Genomic DNA, 23,216 nt, shown 5'->3' on the forward strand with positions numbered 1-23,216 from the left:
TAGAGAGTTCTTATTTAATGAAATAAACTGTTAAGACGGTTTAAATTAATTATAATTGGAAGATATTCTATTAAATAACTTTCTATTTAGATCAACCCTCGAATGGGTATTTTTTTAAATAGAATTTAAGATAGAAATAATATAGAAATTATAAAATATTATTGTATGACATACTATAATATATCCATATTTAGTTAGTAGAAAATGATGTAATGAAATGTTTTTTTACACATACCGGGCTGATTCAACTAAAAGGGGTGTAATGGGTTAAGTTTTTAAGTTCTAACTTAGTTAAGAGTCAAGTTATTCCTTAATTGAAGTTCATATCATGGGGGAGCACATGTCCAATGCGAGTATAATGCTGGTGGAAGACGAAATCATTGTGGCTGCTGATGTCAAACATCGCCTGGAAAACATGGGATATGATGTTTTAGGTATTTTTGATACGGGAGAAGAGGCTATTGCGAAAGCTGGTGAACTGCAACCTCAACTGGTTCTGATGGATATCGTGCTGAAGGGTGAGATGGATGGGATAGAGGCTGCTCAAAGCATACGCGAAAAGTATCAAATTCCCATTATTTATCTTACAGCTTATTCCGATGAAAAAACCTTAGAAAGAGCCAAGGTAACAGAACCATTTGGTTATGTCCTGAAACCCTTTGAGGATAGGGAAATCCAAAGCGCCATTGAAATGGCACTTTACAAGCACCAAATGGAGCAGAAATTAAAAGAAAGTGAAGAAAAATATCGTAAGTTGCTCGAAAAGTTCTTGAAGGTTTCAACAGAGATTTTAAATGAGCTCAGTAAACCGTAATCCTTCTTTTTTTTTTTAGTTTGGTTTTTTTTTAGTTTGGTGGGGATTTTTTAAATATTAAAATTTTTTTTAAGGTATAATTGTTATTTTGGTGTGTTGCCGAGTAGGAACATAAGAAAAAAGAACTAGAAAACTAGAAAGATCCTCTTTTGTCGTGTTCTTTGCTGCATGAACTCTGTGGTGCGAGTTTTTTGGCTTCTTTAAGTTTAACTCCCATTTTCTCGAGAACTGCTCGGCTGTCAACTTTGGTGTTTATACATCCATCTCTGAGGAGAGGTACTCCCTGAGGAGAGTATTTTGAAACCTTCATCATGGCTAGGTTAAGATCCTGGAAACATGCAACTCCTAAAACAGCTTTGAATTTGTTCTGTTCCACTATCTTTTTGAGGAATGTGGAACCGGGGATTATGAACACTCTGTAACCCATTTCTTCTCCTTTGTTTTTCAAAACTCCAATAACGCATCGGTTACAGTTTTCGCAAACCAGGCCTGATGCTTCCAGTTTTGCTTCACAATCTATGTGCCGCAGACAGTGAGGTAAGACCAGAATGGTATCTTTGGGGTCAGTTTTCCTGAAAACCTTTTCATTGACCTTGTTTCGTACTTCTACACCTATATGATCCACAATTTTAGCATCCACACCAACGCTTTCTGAAAACTTTTTGAAAAGCCCATAAAAAACGTCCATAGTAAAAAGAAGCAGTTTTGGGAAAACCAGACGGTCTTTTTCAATAAGCATGCGGCCTAGGATGAGGGTGACAGATAAAAGAACCAGTAGAAGGATTCCGGCCGCGAAAACCACTTGACCAAATATCTGGTAAAATTCGGAGATAGTCATAATTATCAGGTAGAATGTTAAGTTTTAAGAGTTCTTGGTTGAAACATCATATAAATAACATATATAAATTAAGGTGCGCAAGATTGTTTGTCAAATCAGTTTACTTAGAAGTGTAAGTATTTTCTATTTATCATGCTATATTAAACTGGTTATTAATTTAAAATTTATTTTACATAAGAAAGAGAGTGGGGTTAGATGACTTATTTTTAAAATTTATCAATTTTTAAGTCGTTTAGTTTAAATTCTGTTTGTTTGCTGCTGATTTCTATCCCGCCATCAAATCCCTTTATTTCTATTCCAGAAAGATCTTCACAGGCACATAATATGTCCTGTTCTGGATGGGTCCCGGGTGTTATATTACAGTCAAGACGAACTTTCTCCCCACAACTAGCCACCAGGGGGAGTCTTTTTGATGTGGGATGATCTGGAGGTAGAACAACCAAGGGGGCACCTAAATCTCTCAGCAAGAAAATCAATGATTTTATACCTTCTTCGACATTGGAGCCTGAATTAAGTGATGAAACGGCAATGATATCTTCAGGTTCTAGAAACATTACTATTTCTTCTTTATCTGGTGTGCCAATGAATATTTGGCCTTTTTTTGCAAATTTAACCACACCAACAGTTCCGGATTCACCTTTTAAAAAAATTATTTCATCATCTTGTAGGTTAATTCTATGTTTCATGTAATTTGGTTTTACTTAATTGTTTAGAGTTATATAATGAGAAATTATAGTTGTCGACTAAATATTTTTAACTCATCTTTCTATACATGCTCTTTTAGATATAATTCGCTATGATTAAAGCCTTTCCAAGGGTAGTTTCTTTATAATATAATTTAAATACCTTTTATTATTAAAATTGCATTATTAATTATTTTATTATAGAATGATAAATTACCATTATTTTCCATATTCAAATTTTCAATGTGTTGCATCCATTTATTGGATATATTCACTTCTTTGTAGAATTTCAATAATTCATTCAACATGGTGTTTATTCAAGTTCCTCAACATTGTCCGACTGACAGGTTGGACAAACAACTCTCCTTCCAATACCTTTAAACTCATTTCCACAGTCTAAACATCGGTATTTTTTGGTTTTAAGCTTTTTCATTTTAATATCGGCCATAGGGCCACCCACAGTACACATTTTTTATCACCAATCATTATATTGTATTTGGTATTATTTAGTTTTTGGGATGTCCAAGATTGGCCAGAAATCCTAAAGGTCACATAAATAGTATTATGAGGCTAATTACTTAGAAATTTAAACATGACAGATTATTTATCCTATAAAATTCAATATAACAACATTTAGTTAATCTATAAAGGTAATTTAAAAACCAGTCTGTCTTGAGATGGTGAGACTATTGAAAAACCTGATTTTCCCATTTTCTGCTATTGTAGGTCAAGAAAAAGTTAAAAAAGCCCTGGTGTTAAATGCAATTAACCCCTCCATTGGTGGGGTGCTGATAAAAGGTGATAAAGGAACTGGTAAGACCACTGCAGTACGTGCATTGGCTGATCTTTTACCTCCGTTAAGGGTGGTTAAGGGGTGTTCTTTCAACTGTGATCCAGATGACCCGGACTCATTATGTGAATCCTGCAGATTAGATGAATCCGGGGAGATCCTGATAGAAGAAAGGAAAATGAGGGTGGTGGAGTTACCTCTGGGAGCAACTGAGGATCGTGTAGTGGGTTCCATAAATATTGAAAAAGCTCTTAAGGAAGGTACCAAAGCATTAGAACCAGGTATACTTGCTGATGCTAATCGTAACATCCTTTATGTTGACGAGATCAACCTCCTGGATGATAATCTGGTGGATGTTCTTTTGGATGCTGCGGCTTATGGAATAAATACTGTGGAACGTGAAGGTATTTCCTTGGCTCACCCCTCTAACTTTATACTGGTGGGAACCATGAATCCAGCTGAAGGAGAGCTCAGACCGCAGTTATCAGATAGAATAGGCCTGCAGATATCAGTTCAGAGTATAATGGACATAGAGGATAGGGTTAAGATCATGGAAAGGAGGGAAGCATTCGAAAAGGATCCCCACGCTTTCCGGGAAGAATTCCAGGAATATCAGGATCAAATCCTGGAAAACATCACTCTGGCCAGGCAACTCCTCCCTAAAGTAAAAGTTTCAGAGGATATAATGAAAATAATAGCTCAAGTATGTGTTGATTTGGGGGTGGATGGGCACCGGTCTGACATTGCCATTTTAAAGACGGCTAAAACTCTTGCAGCATATTATAAGCATGAAGAGGTTGAACTTATTGATGTGGAAGAGGCCGCTGCTCTGGTTTTGGGTGAAAGATTTCATAAGAAATCATTTAATAAGGAAAAAATCAAAAAAGAAGTAAAAAATGCTGTTAATGAGATTTCACAGGACAAAACTGGGGATGATAAAAAAAAGCCCCAAATAGGGTAGAAGGCCCCCAGAAAAAGAGGGCTATGCAACTTAAAACCCTCAAGAAGCATGAAGAAGAAGTTGATGCTCAGGAAGAAGAAGTTGATGTTAAAAAACTCCTTAAATTAAAGGGGAAAAAGAAGAAACGTCTTTACGGGCAGCGTGTTGATTCAAAAACTCAAAAAGGACGTTACATAAAGAGTGAACTCCCCAAAGATTCATCTGGAGACATTGCCATTGATGCAACTCTCAGAGCTGCTGCTTTGAGTTCTGATGGTAAAATTAAGGTTAAAAGTGAAGATTTACGTCATAAAATAAGGAAGCATGGAGCTAAAGCATCAATTGTCCTGGTGGTGGATATTAGTGGGTCAATGTTTTCTGATAGAAAAGCCAACCGCTTGAAAGGAATACTGAACACGGTTATAGAGGATGCCCATCGCCACCAGGATCGCATTAGCCTGGTTGGATTCAAGGGGGAAAAAGCTGAAGTAATCATCCCCAGCACTCGCCGGGCAACGTCCTTCAGAAAGCAGATCGATGATATTCAGGTTGGAGGAACCACCCCTCTGGCTGCAGGGTTAAAAAAGGGTTATGAAATCCTTAAGAAAGAGAAATTAAAGGATGAATTTGTTCCTTTAATGCTGGTCTTATCTGATGGAATGCCCAATGTAGCATTAGATCAAGGACCAATAAAGGATGCCCTTGAGGTTGCAGGTAAAATTAAAGATAAAGAGATTCACACGGTGGTCATTAACTTCGAAAGATCGGTGCGTTATGGTCATGAAGTAAATATGGAATTAGCCCTGGCTGCAGGGGCACGATATTACGATATAGAAGAATTGAAAGATCCGACAATGGCAGTTTCCAGGATAATGGATTTGGAAAGAGAAAAGATATAATATATAAATATCGCTATTTTTTCCTATTTTTTTAATTATTTCATGCTAATTTTACCAAATTAGTACTCTAACACCTTATACTTTAATATTTCCTTCAATGATCTGATTTGCTGTTTTTAACTTCGATGATGTATTTTAAAACCTTAAAAATAGCATTATTTTTTTAAAAGCAATTATCAGATTTTATTATTATATTAGCTATTAACTAATTTTCAAGGTTTTTAGGATGGTATTGTATGCTTCTTCTGTAGCATTAACTGCCCAGGGTGGGCTGATGTATTCTAAATAAATGTAAAACTCGTTATTTTCCATGATGGTTGTTTTATGTGCAACATTTTTCCCATAACTTGCTATTTGAATATGGGTAAGATTAGCTACTCCCACAGAAACTGTTGAGGGACTGCTGGTGTTCATAGCAATGTTTGATTTAGTAGGTAAATTGAATGTACCAATTGCCTTCTGTTCCTTTTGTAGAATAATATAAGCGGTTTCATCAGTTCCGTTGCCTGAAGGGAAATTTTTCTTAAAGGTGACTTCTGAATACAAACTGTTGTTGGAGAAATTTCCCACAATATGGTCTTGTGACCAGTCTTTAGGATATTCAAATGATATTTGGCCATTTTGAAATGTATTATTCCCTGAAAAGGCAGTAATTATAACTGATATCATTATTATTACTAATACCACTATAACTCCCAAGATCAGGTCTTTTTTTTCCATGTTATCACATCTTTTTTATTGGTTTCCTCTACGGAAATACATTTAGTATGGGAATACATTTTGTATGAGTATAAAAAAACTTCATTATCGGTTTTTTACATAAACTCAAATAAGAGAATAAACATAATATATCCAGAAAGCTTAGTTAAAAAAAGTTGCTTTGCCTTTATTTTAGAGGATCTTAATGAATGGGTGATGGTTTGCATAGAGGAAAAATCCTCGTGGTAGAGGATGATGCCATAGAAGCCATGGATCTTAAACGTACTCTGGAATCTTTTGGATATGAAGTTCCTTATGTAGCTTCTCGTGGTGATGATGCTGTAGAAAAGGCTGCAGAGGTCATGCCGGATCTTATTTTAATGGACATAGTTTTAAAAGGAGAGATAAATGGTATTGAAGCGGCATTTAAAATTAAAAATCTCAATATACCATTAATTTTTTTAACAGCTCATTCTGAAGATGCCACGGTCCAGAAGGCAAAACTAACAGAGCCTTATGGATATATAATCAAACCCTTCGATTCTTCTGAACTTAGATATTCCATAGAACTGGCTCTTTATAAAAATAAGATGGAGAAAAATCTCAAAGTTCGTGAAAGGCTTTTAAACTCAATAATCAATGATTCACCAATTTTACAATTTGTAATTGATAAAAATCATCATGTTCTCTACTGGAATGAGGCCCTTGCATCCTACAGTGGTATTTCTGCAGAAGAGATTGTAGGCACTGATGAGCACTGGAGGGCATTTTACAGTGAAAAAAGACCATGCTTGGCTGATCTAATGGTTGAAGAGGATTTTATCTCTATAGATAAGTGGTATGGGGGAAAATACCAGGAATCTGAACATTTAAAAAATGCTTTTGAAGTTGAAGATTTTTTCCCTTCATTGGGGAAAAATGGGAAATGGTTGCATTTCACCGCTGCTACAATTAAAGATGATAGTGGAGAGGTGATTGGAGCATTAGAAACACTTGAAGACATTACTGAACGCAAAAATGCGGAAAAAACAGTCAAAGATCAATATAATTTCCTTCAAAATTTAATAGACACTATACCTTACCCCGTATTTTACAAGGACACAAATTACAAATATATAGGCTGTAACAAGGCATTTGAAGACTTTATAGGGTTCCGAAAAGAAGAAATAATTGGAAAGACGGTCTATGAGGTTGCACCTAAAGAATTAGCTGATAAATATCACAAAAAAGATAAGGAACTATTTGATAACCCAAGTTCGCAATCCTATGAGGCCCCAGTTCAATATGCTGACGGTTCCAAACACATTGTGCTTTTCAATAAATCTACCTTTAATGATGATCAGGGACAAATTGCAGGTTTAATTGGATTAATGGTTGACATCACTGAACAAAAAAAAGCAGAAAAACAACTCTTAGAAAGTGAAGAAAAGTTCAGGGAAATTTTTAACAACGCTAATGATGCATTCTACCTGCTTAAAGTCACTGATAAAGGTGCAAATGAAAAATTTGCCGAAGTAAATGAGGTTGCCAGCCAAATGTTGGGTTATTTAGTAGATGAACTTCTGAAAATGTCACCTAATGATATAGATGCTTCAGATTCTAGTCGTATGTTTGATAACTGGCAAAAACTTCTCAATAAGGGCACTGCGATTTTCGAAACTGTTCACAAAACTAAAAATGGGAAAGAGATACCTGTTGAGATTAACGGACGACTCTTTGACATTAAGGGTGAAAAAACACTTTTTGCAATAGCCCGAGATATAAGCGAACGTAAATTAGCAGAAAAAGCACTTGAAAATTCTGAAGCAGAGTATAAGGCTATTTTTGAGAATATAAAAAGTGCGGTGGCAGTTTATGAATCAGTTAATAATGGTTCTGATTTTATTTTTAAAGACTTCAATCAAGCTGCAGAGGAAATTGAACAAATAAAAAAGGAATCAGTATTGGGTAAGAGAGTTACTGAAGTATTCCCTGGTATTAAGGAATATGGGCTTTTTGAAGTGTTTCAAAGGGTTTGGAAAACTGGAATTCCGGAAAAACACCCGGTTTCAATGTATAAGGATGAGCGGATAGAAGGCTGGAGGGAAAATTATGTTTACAAACTCCCTTCTGGAGATTTAGTTGCAGTTTACGATGATTTAACTGAAATCAAACAGTATGAAGAGGAACTTGAAAAGAATCAACTTCGATTGAGAAGTCTGGTGAGAATACTTCAGTACGAGGCAGAATCTGTACAGGATTTCCTGGATTATGCTCTGGAAGAGGCAATTAAATTAACAGAAAGTAAAATAGGATATATTTACCATTATTACGAGGATAGGGAAGAGTTCATCCTTAACACCTGGTCTGAGGGAGTTATGGATGAATGCAGTATCAAAGAAGCTCCTTCAGTTTACAAACTGAGTCAAACTGGTGTATGGGGTGAGGCAGTCCGTCAAAGAAAACCAATTATATTAAACGATTTTGAAGCACCCCATCCTCTTAAAAAGGGTTATCCTGAAGGTCATGCTCCGCTCCACAAGTTCATGACCATTCCAGTATTCAGTGGTGATAAAATTGTTGCAGTGGTGGGAGTGGCCAATAAAAAAACAGATTACACAGAAACAGATGTATTACAGCTGGAACTTTTAATGGAATCTATATGGAAAGTTCTGGATAGTCAAAAGGCTGAAGAAGCTCTTAAAGAGTCTGAAGCCAGATACAGGGCTATTTTTGAAAACACTGGCACTGCTACTGCTATAAGTGAAGAAAACATGATTTTATCCCTGGTCAATGAAGAATTCGCCAAACTCACTGGATTTTCAAAGGATGAAATTCAAAACAAAATGCAGTGGACTGACTTTTTTGTGGAAGAAGAACTTTCCCGAATGAAAGAATACCATAAAATTCGCAGAACAGACCCGGGTTCAGTTCCCAGAAATTATGAGAGCGTTTTAAAGGATAGGTGGGGTAACACAAAGGATGTTTATATGAGCGTGGCCATGTTACCTGGAACCAGGAAAAGTCTGGTTTCTGTTCTGGATATCACTGAAAAGAAACAGTCAAATCGGAAACTTAAGCGTGAACTTAAAATTAACCAGGCTCTTGCTGAAATTTACGCACCTCTAATCTCACCCCTTACAAATATTCAAGATATATCCATTGTTATCTTAAAGCAGGCTTTATCCATTTCAGGAAGTGAGCATGGTTTTGTAGCCACCATTGATCCCAAAAATCAGGATCTGGTAAATCAAACCTTAACCCGGATGATGCCCCAGTGTGAAGTATACAAGGATGGTAAAATACCTGAGGAGATAAGATTTCCCATTGGTCCGGATGGCCTATACTCTGGTCTCTGGGGGCACTGTTTAAATACCAAAGAAGGATTCTACACCAACGATGCTTCTCATCACACTTCAGCCAAAGGAGTCCCTAAGGGGCATGTTAAAATAGAGAAATTCCTTGCAGTTCCTGTTTTGATTAATGATGAACTGGTGGGGGAAATTGCCCTGGCCAATCCACCTGAAAAAGATTATTCTCGTCATGATTTGAGAGCATTAAAAAGAATAGCAGAGTTTTTTGCCCTGGCAATTCAGCGTAAGAGATACGAAGAGCAAATAAACAAATCTCTAGACGAAAAAGACCTGTTAATTAGAGAAATACATCACCGTGTAAAAAATAACATGCAAATTATCTCCAGTATTCTTAATCTACAATCCTTTGCAGTAAGCGACCCCCAGCTTCTGGATATACTAAAACAGAATCAGAACCGTATTAAATCCATGGCCATGATCCATGAAAAACTTTATCAATCCCATAATCTAGTAAAGATAGACTTCGGTGATTATCTTAGAAGCTTAACTGCGGATATCTATTACACCTATTCTATTACAGCAGAAGGTTTTGAAATGGATTTAGATTTTGAGCCTAATATTTTCTTAAATATTGAAACATCCATTCCATGCGGACTAATTTACAGTGAATTACTCTCAAACTGTATAAAACATGCATATCCCGAGGGAGGTAAAGGTAAAATAAGTGCTGAGTTTAAGAGAGTAGGGGAAGACTTAATGCTTAGAGTTAGTGATGATGGTGTGGGTCTTCCCGATGAAATTGATTTTAGACATACCCAGTCTCTGGGACTACAATTAGTAACTAGCCTTGTCAAACAGTTAGATGGGACTATTGAACTCGATAAAAGTCAGGGAACATCTTTCACAGTCAAGTTCCATGAACTGAAATATAAAGAAAGAATATAAATTTAACATTGAATTTTTTTTTGCTTATTGTACCTTAGAGGCAATGATTACTTCTAATTTTAACCAAGGAACTGAGTTTACAATTAAATTTAATGAATTAGTTATAGACTTGATATTGGTTATTTTTCCATATGTAAAGACTAATTAATTTTTTATAAGTAAAAAAATTAAAGTTGTATAGTATCCAGAGAGAAAATAATAAATAAACTGCAATATACTGAAATTTATTAATATTCAAGTTTATAAATTAAATAAAGATCAATTGAATTAGAAAATTTTTCAATTTAATCCCATGTCTGATTCTATGCCCCATAAAATTATTGTTTACCACGCTGAACAGTGCGATCCTAAAAAATGCACCACCCGTAAACTGGCCAAGCAGAAAGAGATAAAGATGGTCAATCGTCTTAATCAAGTCCCAAGAGGTGGTCTAGTATTAGACCCCTTCTCTCCAAAGGCAGTATCACCCGAAGACCATGATTTGGTGGTTGAAAAGGGTATCGTAGGTTTGGATTGTTCATGGAAACGGATCGACAAGTCTTCTGCCATGTTTAGGGGAACTAAAACCCACAGATCCCTTCCCTTTCTGGTGGCTGCCAATCCCACCAACTATGGGAAACCATGTATACTGTCCACTGCTGAGGCTGTGGCAGCAACCTTATATATAGTGGGACTTAAAGATAATGCTATTCAGATTATGTCCCACTTCAAGTGGGGACCTCATTTTCTGGAGCTCAACCATGAGCTCTTAGAGGCATACTCCCGGGCTCGCAGCAGTCGGGAAGTTGTAGATATTCAGAATGAATTTATAGGAGGCTAGATAATGGCTAGATTTGAAGAAGCAGAGAACAGAATATTCAAGATCAAGATTTGTCTCAAATGTAACGCTCGAAACCCACCAACTGCCAAAACATGCCGTAAGTGCGGATACAAGGGCTTGAGATACAAGGCCAAAGAGCCGCGAGGATAAATAACTTCTTCTAATCCCCTGGAATTTGCAGGGGATAGAGGAAACACATCTTTTATTATTTCTTTTATTGTTTCACAGTATTAAGTGGTAATTAGGGATTAATTTTCTCTAATTAAATATTATGTTATCTAACTATCAAAATCTTATTTGTAAACAATCAAACTGATTCTAGGTTAAAATTTTAGTTTATAATAATAGGTGTTTCGGATGAAAGTGGAAGAATATCTAAAAGAATCTCTTAAGCATGGAAAAGTTCACCTCACCCTCTTAGACCCTGAGGATCAAGATCCAGAAAAAGCACTGGAAATAGCCACCGAAGCCGTTGCAGGAGGTTCTGATGGAATCATGTTGGGAGGATCCACCACAGACTCCCAGGAACTTAATGAAACCGCAAAAATTCTTCAAGAAAACCTTGATGTTCCCATAATTCTCTTCCCAGGTAACACTACTGGGGTGAGTGCCTATGCTGATGCCATTTTTTTCATGAGCCTTTTAAACTCCAATAATCCCTACTGGATTATCGGTGCCCAGGCTTTGGGAGCTCCGAAAATTAAAAAAATTGGCATAGAAACCATCCCCATGGGATATCTAATAGTGGAACCAGGAGAAACTGCAGGATGGGTGGGTGATGCTAAGTTAATCCCTCGCAGGAAGCCAGATATTGCGGTGGCCTATGCTATGGCTGCTGAATTCATGGGAATGCGGCTATTCTATTTGGAAGCAGGCTCTGGAGCTGGAGAGATCATTCCCAGTGAGATGATCCAGAAGGTTAAAATGTTCACCAATCACATAGTGGTGGTGGGCGGAGGTATCAGAACTGGAGAATCTGCAAAAAAGGTGGCTCAGGCTGGTGCCGATATCATTGTTACCGGTACTGTGGTTGAGAACACCTCAAATATAAAAGAAAAGATTTCTGAGATTGTAGAAGGTATTAAATCAGTTTAGATAGCTCTTTTTTAAAATTTTTTCCTTTTTAGTAGATTCATATTTATTTTCAATTTATTTGATGTATAATTATGTTCATCATCTTTTTCCTTCAGCACCTATAGCTCCCATACCCATAAATAGAAAAAATTATTTTTCTATAAAACCTAAACAAATATAGAGGTGAAAAAGTATGTGCGAGTCAGATGGATATGATTTCATAAGTGATAAGTTAAAAGAACACCTTGATTTAGAAAAATCTCCAGTTGCCATTAAATTTGTTTTAAGAGAAGAAGACATTCCTAAAGGCATAGCCAAGGCAGATGGAAAAATGCGCCATTGTGAATTGGTGCAGAAAGCCAGTCATGGGGATGTTTTTTATGCCACAGCAGAAGAACAGATGTGTAAAGGCGGCTCAGCAGCTCTTGGTCTTGAAGAAGCACCAGAAAAGGTGAGAACAGGAGAATTTTACTATGGTCTGGGAAGGTTCTCCAGTATAGGATCAGCCAAAAAAACCATGGAATCCATACCTAAAATAGATAATATTATGTATGCCTTGATTTACGCTCCTCTGGAGAAGGCTAACTTTGACCCAGATGTTATTTTAATCATAGCTAACCCTGCTCAGGCTATGAAAGTTTCTCAAGCCCTTGTTTACACCATGGGTGGAAGGGTGGAGGCAGATTTTGCTGGTATTCAATCAATATGTGCAGATGCTGTTGCAGGGCCATTCACACGCCGCAAACCTAATATAACCTTGGGTTGCAGTGGGTCCCGACAATACGCCGATATAAAAGATGATGAGGTTATTATAGGCCTTACTGGTGAAAATATTGGATGCCTCATCAATGCACTGGAGAATATGAGTTAAAAAAATATCTCCAGCCTTTGTTTAAAAAAATATTTAATATTTTAATATTTAATATTTTAAAATCACTTTTTTTTTTTTAATTATGTTTTTTTCTTAAAATGCCATGATAATCTTGAGTATAATCCTAAAAAAAGTCCGGAGTATTCAATTTAAAAGATTTAATTTCCATTCTATTTATTCTAGATCCTTTAAAACCTTGAGATAATCGTTGTAGCGATTGATATTTACTAGTTCCAATTCATTCTGTGCTTCTATCCCATACAATGAAACACCGTCAGCAACCATTCTTCTTAATATGGGATTAAGATTATCTTCTTCTCCATGGAGGTAATGTTTTAAAAGTGAGGAACTACATGCGAAAGGCATTCCTAAGCCTCGGGCACTATTCAAGTATCCTGTTTTTCCACGGGAGAGAACTGAAACTGTTTTATCTGGATCAGAACTATTTAAAAGATGATTAATCAAATTCTGCATGGTTTGAATGGTAACAGTGGGCTGGTCCCCGGCAAGGCAAAGACAGTAATTATATTCCGTGTTCAAAACACCGTTTAGAAGTGTTTGCGATAATTCAACATCCACATCTTGGTTTTCAATGATACGGAGTCTTGAGTCATTTATTTCCTCCAGTGCAGGGTATAACTCGTCCATAAAATGTCCAAGAACAACAATGCACTCCTTAACGTCTGTTTGAAGTGCTTTTTCTATGGTACAATTTATTATGGGTTTTTCATTAACTTTTAAAAGGAGTTTATGTTTTATTTCCATCCCCTTACTCTTAAGGTCTTCCCTCATTCGCCTGTTTTTACCGGCTGCAGTAATAATGCCTGATACTCCTTTCATGAGTTTAACACTCCCTAAAAGTAAGGGAAATGGAAGAATTAGTTTTTAACTGAGCTTTACTATTCTAGAGTAGATTACCAGTCCGGATCCACTTCCCTGGGTGTACATAATAATTTTTATAGGGTAATTCTGATTGTTGTATATTTTCACTCCTTGGGTGGGGCTGGTATCATAGGCTATGGCCAATTCTTCCCATCTGATTCCTATGGGTGTTGGTAATCCCGCAGCTGCGGTAGCACCTCTGATTGACCTGGCAGCAGGGCAAACTCCATGGACTGCAGATCCACCAGTGGCATTAGGGTCAGGACAGGGATCAAAACCTATATTTTCTTTCCCATTGGAACCCGTTTTAGGAGGTATTATAGTACCGTTCCATGCTCGGGCAAATTGCATGGCATTGTAAGCCCGGGCCGCATCCCCATATTCGGGGTGAGAACCTAAAGACTCAGCATAACTCGCAGTCACATTTTCACTATGTGGGCCCATATAAGCCATAACTGGAGAACCCGAAGGATAATCTTTCATATAACTAACTACCGAATCTCCGAAAAAGGTTTTAATTTTGTCCGGGGGGACCTGGTTGCGGCCATCATTGAAACCTGCTAGGGAGTAATCAAGATTTATGTAATCTCCAACCTTGGCATTTTCATACCATTTTTTGGTAGTGGAAATGCTAACATAGTCATGGGGGATGGTTTCATTGTTAATATCCGATGATGATACTGTTTTTACTAGTTTACCATTTTTACCCCCTTCCCTGATTTCAAGACCTTTACTGGTTTTCACTCCCACGGTGTATCCAGTTTTAAAACCCCACACAAATGTTTGCGGAGGATTAACCACTAAATACTGCCCGTGCACGCTTAAAAAGCCAGGTCCTTCGAATCCCTGAGCTACTCCCTGATATGATATGCTGCCATTGGCTATCTGAGAGAGGGGTGTTTCCACTGCTCCAGTTAACAGTCCACTAATTATCTGAATATATTTGCCTTCCTGTAATAATTTATTTAAATAATCTGCATGATATAAAACAGGCACTTTCCTGATCTTACTGTCATCAACCACTTTCATGCCTGACACCACAGTGTCTCCAATGGGCATTGATGTGATTTCTTCTGGCTTTTGAGGGGGATAATAACCTTCCACAGTGTTTCCAAAATAAAGAAAACCAACCATCATTATGATTAAAACACCAAAGGCCAGTATCGGGTTTAACAATGATTTACGCATTTTACATCCTCCAAATTGACATTATTATGGCTATAATTATTATTTTGCAGAGATGGCCTGTTTTAAACTTTCAGTTATTTCTATAATTTTAAGCTGACCATTACCGCCAATAAATACATTAGGATACTTTTCTGAACATTTAAGTGCAAATTCAACCACTTCACCCACATCCGTGAGTTTAATAACATCGCCCCTAAAATTTTCTTCTTTTAAAATACATCTTGCATCTTCACAGGTGTCATCAAGCCCAGGGAAAAGGGCCACTATTTCAGAATTTGTCTTTGAAACCTCTCTAAAAACTTCAAAACGGCAAAGTTCTCCTTTACGTGGAGTTCCCAAGATTATAACCGGAAATTCTGCTTCATCCAACACAGCAGCAGTGGCATCAGCATTATCAGTTTTCCCCACCACTATTCTGGAATGGGGGAGATTGATTACAGTGGATCTGCCTGGTAAAGCATTGAATTGTTTAAGAGAATCTTCAATGATGTTATCAGATATCCCTACTATTTCTGCAGCTTTAGCCGCTGCAGCTGCATTTTCAAGGTTAAAATCTCCAAATAAATTCAATTCATAGGGGATTTTGCTGAAAAAATGAATTTCCTCAGCTACATCAGTAAATTGTCCTATTTTCTCACTTTCCTTGTTTAAAAGAACCCTTTTTCCTTTGATGAAATTTTTCAGTGATTTAAGATAGTTTTCCATTGATTGGTGAACTTCAAGATGATCTCTACCAATATTGGTTAATAGAATCAGGTCAAAGTCAAAATTATGTTTACAGAAATCAAGGGTCATGTCGCAGACTTCAACCAGGACCAGGTTATATTCACCTGAAGCAGCTTCTAACATGACTTCAGTGTAACCCCTAAAACCACCTCCTGCATTCCCACCAGTAAGAACTTTAAAGCCGGCTTTTTCTAATATATCTCTTAGCATCATGGTGGTGGTGGTTTTGCCATTGGTGCCAGTGACTCCTATGGTGAAGGCAGGTTTTTTGGGTTTTAAAATGTCTGATAAAAGTTTTTTATCAGATATAAATTTTTGGAAAGCCCGGTGATTCCATAAACCAGGACTTATAACCACAGCATCGGAATTCTCTATTTTGTTGAAATCATGAAAGCCTAGATCAACTTCTAAGTTTTCACCAGGGGATAATTCAATTTCATGATTAATATCAGAAGCATAAACTTCATAACCGTGATTTAATAGTGATTCAACGGCATTAACGCCCTCTACACCCAGCCCAATCACAGCAATCTTCATTTTAAAAACCATTTCATATTACTTTCCAGATCAATCACTTATTACTGGTCCTTAAATATAACTTTGATAATTTACTATATAACTATAACTAATAATTCTCCTTAATTGCCCAATAAACATTTTAACGCTCCATACGTTTATTTAAGATTTAAAAAGTTTTTATATTCGGGATAAAATCTTTATTTATCTGTAATTTAGTAAATTAATAAATATAATATGATAATTTTTTTATGGTTGTAGGGTAGACCTCATAATCCTTTGCCTGGATTTTTTAACTAAAAATTTTTTTAATGTTACACATCCCATAATCATATAACATCAAAAACAATATCTTCAAAGGATACATGAAAAAGGATACATGAATAATCATAATAAAGAGATCAAAATTTATTTATTGAAAATATTTAATGAAGATGATTTAAGCAACAATTTAAGTAATTAGAACTTCAGAAAAGCTAATTCTTATTATTGGTTTATTTATGAATTCTAAAATAGAATCTGGTGGCAATCATGACTACAATGAAAGATATCTCTCAAGAAGTTGTCAAACGCATAGAAAAAATCTCCCAACCTGTAAAGATAATGCATGTCTGTGGGTCACACGAACACACCATAATGCAACACGGGATAAGAACCCTGTTACCTAAAGAGGTGGAAGTGGTTGCAGGCCCGGGATGTCCGGTATGTTGCGTTCCTGCACGAGAAGTAGAAGAATGCCTTGATTTAGCCAGGCAAGGGGTAACCATAGCAACCTTCGGGGACATGCTAAGGGTGCCGGGTGGGACAGGAACTCTGGCTGATGCTAAAGCAGATGGGGCTGATGTTAGGATCGTTTACGGAGTGAATAACGCTGTTGAAATAGCTCGAAAAATTGATAATGAAGTGGTGTTCATGGCAGCAGGATTTGAAACCACCGCACCAACAACCGCTGCCGAGATCGTATCCAACCCACCTGAAAACTTTTCAGTGTTATCCTGCCACAGATTAATTCCTCCTGCTTTAAAATTCCTCATTGAATCAGGGGAAGTAAATCTCAATGCTCTGATAGAACCGGGGCATGTTTCAACCATAATAGGTACCAGGCCTTATGAACTGTTTTCAGAAAAATATGGCATTCCTCAAGTGGTAACTGGATTCAATCCAATGGATGTGCTCATAGCAGTTTACATGATACTTAAACAATTAAATGATGGCCAGGCAAAAGTTCAAAATGAGTATAAACGTGCAGTTCGGGAAGAAGGGAATCTGAAAGCACAAAAATTACTAGAAGAAGTTTTCTACATCACAACTAAAGAATGGAGGGGATTCCCACCTATACCAGACTCTGTAATGGAAATAAAGGCTGAATTCGGTGATGTGAATGCCCGTGAAAGGTTTGATATTGATGTAGGGGAAACACCAGAAGTAGTGACTGGCTGTATCTGCGGAGCAATTTTAAGGGGAGTGGCCCGTCCTGAAGATTGTAAACTATTCCGGAAGGAATGTAACCCCACCAATCCTGTGGGTGCCTGTATGGTAAGTAAAGAAGGAACCTGCAATATTGCATATAGATATGGATCATTCCTGGATGAAGATTAGTCACCACCCAATCAAATAATAATTTCATAATATGCCAGAATAGGTAAGGTGGGTTAGAAATAGAAATTAATAAAAATTAATCTCTAGAAAGGTCTAAAACTCCCCTAATATATATTTTATTGACATAGACTGGTGATCCCTTGATAAAGGCCGTAGCATTGGATGTTGATGGAACAATTACTGATAAAAAAAGGAAATTATGTCCAAGTTCTCTTGAAGCCATAAATTATGCGGAAAGTTGTGGGATTCCAGTTATTATAGTAACTGGAAATCTTCTTGCCTTTACCAGATTCCTTTCCATGCTACTGGGAACAACCGGGGGTTTAGTTGCTGAAAATGGTGGAGTTATCCAGTGCAATGATGAAGAAATAGTTTTAGGAGATATTAAAAAGAGCCAAAAGGCATATGAGTATTTAAAAAACCATTATCCAGTTGAAAAGGTTGAATACTCCTTTGAAAGGGTTTCTGAAATAGCACTCAAACGTAACCTGCCTTCTGATCTAATAAAAGAAGCTTTGAAAAACTTTGACGTGGAAATATATGATTCAGGTTTTGCAGTGCACCTCACAGATCCCCAAGTGAATAAAGGTTCATCCCTAATTAAGCTGTTAAGAGAAAGGGGTATTGATGTTGAAGAGGTTCTGGCAGTGGGTGACAGTGAAAATGACCTTGATTTTCTTAAAGTAGCTGGTTTGAAGGTGGCAGTGGCCAATGCAGATCCGAAACTTAAGGCGATAGCTGATTATGTTACTGAAAAACCCTATGGAGATGGAGTTAAAGAGGCATTAGAGAGGTTTCTACCATGATGAATGATTTAGCTAAATTAACACTGGATTATGCTCTGAAACATGCTGATCACGCTGAAATATACATAGAAAGCACTGAAAGTGTGGATGCCACCATACAGAATGACCAGGTGGACTTTGCTAAGGAGTCTCACTCCCTGGGCATGGGTATTAGAGTGATCCAGAATAATAAAATGGGCTTTTCTTACACAACCCAAGCCGACCAGTTACAGGCAACTGTGGATAAGGCAATTACCAATGCCCAAGCCAACCAGGCAGATGAAAACTTTGCTTTTGCCTCTAAATCAGATTATCCTCATGTTAAAGGAATTTATGATGGGAAAATAGAGAACATGGACCTGACAGAAACCATAGAATTGGGAAAAACCATGATTGGTACAGTTCTGGAAAGCAAATGCCAACCCACATCTGGTGGAGTTTCAACCAGTTATTCTAGGACCCTAATAGCCAACTCAGAAGGTGCATGGTGTGAAGACAGGGCCACCCATATTTCTGGTTTCATTGCAGTTAATGTTCCTGATGGAGATGGAGTTTCAACTGCCAGTGAATCTGATTCATCCCGAAGACTGGACTTAAATCCGGAAGAAATAGCTAATAAAGCATGTGAGATTGCTTTAAATTCAAGGGGAGGTGTGCAGGTAGAAACCAAGGACATGAAAATATTGTTGGATTATCATGCATCCTCCAGCCTTCTTTCAACGTTTTCCCAGGCAATAAATGGGGATAATGTTCAAAGAGGCAGATCCATATATGCTGATAAGATTGATCAGGAGGTATCATCTTCCTCATTAACCATCTATGATGATGGCACTGTCAAGGGAGGATTAAATTCTTCTCGAGGGGATGGTGAAGGAACACCCAGTCAAAGAACAACCTTAATTGAAAATGGTGTTCTAAGAAACTTTTTGTATGATATACATACTGCTAACAAGGGTAATGTTCAAAGTACAGGGAATGGAATGCGTTCATCATTCAATGACATGCCCGGAGTAGGTCTTTCGAACCTGATATTGGAATTTGCTGAATTTGAAAGTCTTTCTGAAATAGGGGAGGGGCTTTTGGTCACTGATGTTTTAGGTGCCCATACAGCCAATCCCATATCTGGAGATTTTTCAGTAGAGGCCATGAATGCCTTTATAATCAAGAATGGGGAAATTATTGAACCGGTAAAAAAGGCCATGCTTTCAGGTAACATATTCTCCATCTTGAAAGAAGTCAAAGCAGCTTCTCGTAAAACCCGCCAGTTAGGACCCTTTATTGTACCACCCTTAACTATTTCCAGTTTAAGGGTGGTGGGATAATCATTAATGCTTATAAAAGTTTAACGGCTGATGGCAGTTAAAAAAATGACCATTCAAACAATAGAACATCTTCTATCAGATTATCTGAGGGTTATGACCAACCAGCAGTTATCCCGGTGTAAGATAACATCTATGATAGAAGCAAAGGACCCTGGCAGTGATTATGATCTTCTTTGGACTGAACACGAACGACTGAGAAATGATTTCAGACGAATTTACAGGGAAAATAAAAATATCATCAGGGATATGGTGGAATTTGGGAATAATCTAGAAGGTAATAATAATCTAGATGGGAATAATCTGGATAAATCAAAGAATAATCGGATCCAAAGGGGCCTACTCAATAGGGACCCAGCCCAGGGGACTGTAAAAAAACCCCCATTTTCATTTTTGGATTTAAAGATTAAAATTGCAACAAGAATGTTCCAGCACTGTAATTTCTGTGAAAAGGCTTGTGGAGTTGATAGGAGATTTGAAAAGGGTGAATGTGGAGTTGATGGTTCACATATATCATCAGAGTTTTTACATGTAGGTGAAGAACCACCACTGGTTCCCAGCCACACGATTTTCTTCTCCGGATGTAATTTCAACTGTGTTTACTGCCAGAACTGGGATATTAGTCAAAATCCAGATAGGGGAATAAGATTAAGTGAGAAAGACCTGGCATTAATCATAGAAAATCGCAGAAGGCAGGGTTCTCGAAATGTGAATTTTGTCGGTGGTGATCCCACACCCAACCTCCATTACATCCTAGGCACCATGCAACTGGTAAGGGATAACATCCCCCTAGTCTGGAACAGTAACCTGTACCTCTCCACAGAAGCCATGCAACTACTGGATGGGTTTGTTGACCTTTACCTGACAGATTTTAAGTATGGTAATGATGAATGTGCCCAGAGACTTTCAAACATCCCCAGTTATATGGAAGTGGTGGGTAGAAACCATAGAATGGCATTTCATGCAGGGGATATCATAATCAGACATCTAGTTCTTCCAAATCATGTGGAGTGTTGCTCAAAACCGTTATTGGAGTGGATATCCAAAAATTTAGGCTTAAAACCAGTTTTGAACATCATGGGTCAGTATCATCCAGTTTACAAGGCCCAGGATCATGTAGAAATATCAGGACTTCCTTCTTCCAGTGAAATAAGCGAAGTGATTCATTATGCTCATGATTTAGGGTTTAATAATCTGGTTTAAATCTAAGGGATTAATCTAAATAATTATGATTGAATTGGTTGTATTAGGATGTTTTTGGTTTAAATAGGTCTGATTAAATTATTTCGATGAATTTGCATGATTTATAGAAAAATAAGTAATGGATGTGATTTTTATGGAAAATGTTAATCAGGATCTGGCTAGTGAAATTTACAATGATATAAAAAGGGATTATGGGGAGGTGGAGGAAGTCGTTATGGAAGATGAAGAAGAAACAGTTTTTCGTATATATGCCTCTGATGAGCTACTATGGAGAATATTCGAGGACTGGATGGAAGAGGTTACCAGTATTGAATTCAATGCAGGGGCTAAGGAAGCCCATTACCTGAGGGTGATACCTTAATCACTACCATACAAATTATACAATATATGCTGTAGATTGAGATTTAAGCTTTCAATTGCTGTTAATTTAACTTTATTAAGATCATAATACTTTTTTTTGGTTTCATTACAGATTTTTATCTCATTTTCATTGTTTTTAATATCAGAGTTTTTTAATAAACTGGATTATGGCGTTTATAGTTTGTTGTTGTTGCTCTTCGCGGGTGATGGTGCTGTTGTTATCTTGAGCCTGTATTCCGTAATCACCAAAGTTGTAATGATTACCACCTTCAATGGTCAGGAAGGTAGTGTTTACCGGGAATTTATCAAAATTTGCAGAAATATCATCAGGCAAGGTCAAATTATCCAGTGAACCCCTAATGGATAATGCTTTAAAAGAGGCATTTGATGCATTGGAGGAGGGATAAGCAGCTAAATAGATCACTCCTTTGATTTTCTCCTGATTTTTAACTGCATATTCAGAGGCGAAAACACCTCCCAGTGAATGACCGGCAATTACCCATGAATCAATTTCTGGATGATTTTTAATAACATCATCTGCTTTGTTTGTCCCAAAAAATGCTAAGTTAAAGGGCATTTTCACAATTATGGTGGTATAACCATTCTCAGCCAGATGGGAGGCTATCACTGAGTAAGATTCTGCTTCTACTTTTGCACCGGGATAAATTATTATCCCTGTGCTGCTCTGGTTAAGAATGGGTGTGAAGGTGATGAAATCAGCAGTATTCTCTACAATGTAAGAATTGGTTGAATTCAGTGCTGCCATTGCCTTTGCATCGGCATGATAATAGTCAGAAACATAATATGTAAAACCAGCAGCTACTATTAAAAAAACAGCTAATAGAGCGATTAATATTATTCGCTTTTTAGATGGCATAATTTCACCAAATTAGCATCTATTATTCATATAGAACTAAAACTTTTTTGGTTACACAGGATAATTTATAATGCATTATAGGTTCATGCAACGATTATTTTGAAAAATAAAGGGGAGAGGGAATGTAAGGGAATGTAAACTAGTATCAGAAATTACTTATGAAGATTTAATTCCTGAAATTACCATCAGATTTACTAAGAGATCAAATTCCCTCAGATTGAGTTACTCTGCAGAACACTTTTTTTCCCGATTTTGAACTTCTTTCAAGGTGCGAAAACTCCCAAAAATGCTAGCCAGGCCAGGGCAGTTTTTGCAATGAGGCTGAGTATTATGTACACCCGTTCACCATAGAGGTAGTCCTTCCACTTACCAACACCCTTGTACTGTAGAATCATGTTGATAGAGAATGTGTTGAACATGATGAAGTAAATGGCGAGTATGGCGTATACGAAGGCGGGCGGGTTGGTCTCGGTGGATCCCAGTGCAGCAATGAAGTAGGCTGCCAGGACTATCCAGGGAACGAATCCTGATAGGCATCCCACTAGATAGGCAGACCAGTCAGTTTCTTTGGTGTAATAATTGATCTTTTCCATTAAATATCCGCACATGATCATCACAGCATTGAGTACGAAGATCATCACCAGTGACCACAGATCCCATACTCCCACGAAAGTGGCAATTATTACCAGCATGATGGAGCTGGAGAAGAAATATTCATACCAGCGGTAGGGGTTCATACCCTTTTTCAGGTTCTCATTGTAGTTTTTGTTTTTCACAAATGCAATGGTGAAATGGGCAATGGCGGATATCAGCAGGAATGAAGATAGAATCACTCCCAAATAACCAACAGTAAATGCAACCGTTGGATCGGGCACGATCTGAGCTTCAAAAGGCCTAACAGATATTATATTAAATTTAAGATAAAAAGTGTAGATATCCTGGGTCCAGGTCAACCACAAACCCAGGATGATCATTATGATTCCCTGTATAAAGTGCAGTGAACCCGCAGCAATGTTAAGTTTTCTCAACCCCTCAAAAGTAATGGGTGACTTGGCAATAAATTCCCTTCTCATTTCATTATCCATTATCATACCC

Annotated in this window: 22 protein-coding genes; 13 read left to right on the forward strand and 9 right to left on the reverse strand. The window is 37.3% G+C overall.

The window, feature by feature from the left end:
* The first annotated feature begins 340 nt into the window (after positions 1–340).
* Positions 341–814, forward strand: coding sequence for a response regulator (locus HVN35_01720; protein ID NYB51272.1), 474 nt, complete (start codon positions 341–343; stop codon positions 812–814).
* Between the two features lie 133 nt (positions 815–947).
* Here the strand turns inward: HVN35_01720 and HVN35_01725 are convergent, their stop codons facing one another.
* From HVN35_01725 to HVN35_01735, 3 genes are all read right to left on the reverse strand, one after another.
* Positions 948–1,652: a DUF116 domain-containing protein gene (locus tag HVN35_01725; protein ID NYB51273.1), complete on the reverse strand. Its 705-nt coding sequence runs from the start codon at positions 1,650–1,652 to the stop codon at positions 948–950.
* Positions 1,653–1,858: 206 nt separating this feature from the next.
* Entirely contained in the window at positions 1,859–2,338 is a 480-nt protein-coding gene (locus tag HVN35_01730) for a hypothetical protein (GenBank protein NYB51274.1), read from the reverse strand.
* Between the two features lie 310 nt (positions 2,339–2,648).
* Positions 2,649–2,804, reverse strand: coding sequence for a hypothetical protein (locus tag HVN35_01735; GenBank protein NYB51275.1), 156 nt, complete (start codon positions 2,802–2,804; stop codon positions 2,649–2,651).
* Positions 2,805–3,012: 208 nt separating this feature from the next.
* Here HVN35_01735 and HVN35_01740 point away from each other — a divergent pair, with 208 nt between their 5' ends.
* Positions 3,013–4,086 carry an ATP-binding protein gene (locus HVN35_01740; protein ID NYB51276.1) on the forward strand — a complete coding sequence of 358 codons (1,074 nt, stop codon included), beginning with the start codon at positions 3,013–3,015 and terminating at the stop codon, positions 4,084–4,086.
* A gap of 23 nt (positions 4,087–4,109) precedes the next feature.
* Entirely contained in the window at positions 4,110–4,964 is an 855-nt protein-coding gene (locus HVN35_01745; GenBank protein NYB51277.1) for a VWA domain-containing protein, read from the forward strand.
* Between the two features lie 201 nt (positions 4,965–5,165).
* Here the strand turns inward: HVN35_01745 and HVN35_01750 are convergent, their stop codons facing one another.
* Positions 5,166–5,684 carry a hypothetical protein gene (locus tag HVN35_01750; GenBank protein ID NYB51278.1) on the reverse strand — a complete coding sequence of 173 codons (519 nt, stop codon included), beginning with the start codon at positions 5,682–5,684 and terminating at the stop codon, positions 5,166–5,168.
* 200 nt (positions 5,685–5,884) lie between these two features.
* On the opposite strand from HVN35_01750, the gene HVN35_01755 reads away from it, so the two are divergent.
* The 5 genes from HVN35_01755 (at position 5,885) to HVN35_01775 (ending at position 12,666) form a co-directional block, all read left to right on the forward strand.
* Entirely contained in the window at positions 5,885–9,901 is a 4,017-nt protein-coding gene (locus HVN35_01755) for a PAS domain S-box protein (GenBank protein NYB51279.1), read from the forward strand.
* A 304-nt stretch (positions 9,902–10,205) separates the two neighbouring features.
* Positions 10,206–10,721, forward strand: a complete 516-nt coding sequence (locus HVN35_01760; GenBank protein ID NYB51280.1) for a DUF367 family protein — start codon at positions 10,206–10,208, stop codon at positions 10,719–10,721.
* A 3-nt stretch (positions 10,722–10,724) separates the two neighbouring features.
* Positions 10,725–10,871 (forward strand): 50S ribosomal protein L40e, encoded by a 147-nt coding sequence (locus HVN35_01765; protein NYB51281.1) that lies wholly within the window; start codon positions 10,725–10,727, stop codon positions 10,869–10,871.
* Positions 10,872–11,078: 207 nt separating this feature from the next.
* A complete protein-coding gene (locus HVN35_01770) occupies positions 11,079–11,816 on the forward strand; it encodes a geranylgeranylglyceryl/heptaprenylglyceryl phosphate synthase (GenBank protein NYB51282.1) in 738 nt (245 codons plus the stop codon).
* A gap of 172 nt (positions 11,817–11,988) precedes the next feature.
* A complete protein-coding gene (locus HVN35_01775) occupies positions 11,989–12,666 on the forward strand; it encodes a DUF169 domain-containing protein (GenBank protein ID NYB51283.1) in 678 nt (225 codons plus the stop codon).
* Positions 12,667–12,840: 174 nt separating this feature from the next.
* Here HVN35_01775 and HVN35_01780 read toward each other — a convergent pair whose 3' ends face one another.
* The 3 genes from HVN35_01780 to HVN35_01790 are packed head-to-tail and all read right to left on the reverse strand — an operon-like array spanning position 12,841 to position 15,999.
* Complete coding sequence (locus HVN35_01780; GenBank protein NYB51284.1) at positions 12,841–13,506, reverse strand: NTP transferase domain-containing protein; 666 nt, start codon at positions 13,504–13,506, stop codon at positions 12,841–12,843.
* 45 nt (positions 13,507–13,551) lie between these two features.
* Entirely contained in the window at positions 13,552–14,736 is a 1,185-nt protein-coding gene (locus HVN35_01785) for a hypothetical protein (GenBank protein ID NYB51285.1), read from the reverse strand.
* 39 nt (positions 14,737–14,775) lie between these two features.
* On the reverse strand, positions 14,776–15,999 hold the full coding sequence (locus HVN35_01790) for a UDP-N-acetylmuramoyl-L-alanine--D-glutamate ligase (GenBank protein NYB51286.1): 1,224 nt from the start codon (positions 15,997–15,999) through the stop codon (positions 14,776–14,778).
* Between the two features lie 519 nt (positions 16,000–16,518).
* On the opposite strand from HVN35_01790, the gene hypD reads away from it, so the two are divergent.
* From hypD to HVN35_01815, 5 genes are all read left to right on the forward strand, one after another.
* Positions 16,519–17,577, forward strand: a complete 1,059-nt coding sequence (gene hypD, locus HVN35_01795; protein ID NYB51287.1) for a hydrogenase formation protein HypD — start codon at positions 16,519–16,521, stop codon at positions 17,575–17,577.
* A 140-nt stretch (positions 17,578–17,717) separates the two neighbouring features.
* Positions 17,718–18,383 carry a phosphoglycolate phosphatase gene (locus HVN35_01800; protein ID NYB51288.1) on the forward strand — a complete coding sequence of 222 codons (666 nt, stop codon included), beginning with the start codon at positions 17,718–17,720 and terminating at the stop codon, positions 18,381–18,383.
* Positions 18,380–19,684: a TldD/PmbA family protein gene (locus HVN35_01805; GenBank protein NYB51289.1), complete on the forward strand. Its 1,305-nt coding sequence runs from the start codon at positions 18,380–18,382 to the stop codon at positions 19,682–19,684. The genes HVN35_01800 and HVN35_01805 overlap by 4 nt, the downstream gene beginning before the upstream one ends.
* 246 nt (positions 19,685–19,930) lie before the next feature.
* On the forward strand, positions 19,931–20,884 hold the full coding sequence (locus HVN35_01810; GenBank protein NYB51290.1) for a radical SAM protein: 954 nt from the start codon (positions 19,931–19,933) through the stop codon (positions 20,882–20,884).
* Between the two features lie 133 nt (positions 20,885–21,017).
* A complete protein-coding gene (locus HVN35_01815) occupies positions 21,018–21,245 on the forward strand; it encodes a hypothetical protein (GenBank protein ID NYB51291.1) in 228 nt (75 codons plus the stop codon).
* Between the two features lie 141 nt (positions 21,246–21,386).
* Here HVN35_01815 and HVN35_01820 read toward each other — a convergent pair whose 3' ends face one another.
* A complete protein-coding gene (locus HVN35_01820; GenBank protein NYB51292.1) occupies positions 21,387–22,121 on the reverse strand; it encodes an alpha/beta hydrolase in 735 nt (244 codons plus the stop codon).
* A 263-nt stretch (positions 22,122–22,384) separates the two neighbouring features.
* Positions 22,385–23,206 (reverse strand): heliorhodopsin HeR, encoded by an 822-nt coding sequence (heR, locus tag HVN35_01825; GenBank protein ID NYB51293.1) that lies wholly within the window; start codon positions 23,204–23,206, stop codon positions 22,385–22,387.
* Between the last annotated feature and the right edge of the window lie 10 nt (positions 23,207–23,216).

The organism is Methanobacteriaceae archaeon (assembly GCA_013403005.1).
In the GTDB taxonomy this organism is placed as follows: domain Archaea; phylum Methanobacteriota; class Methanobacteria; order Methanobacteriales; family Methanobacteriaceae; genus Methanobacterium.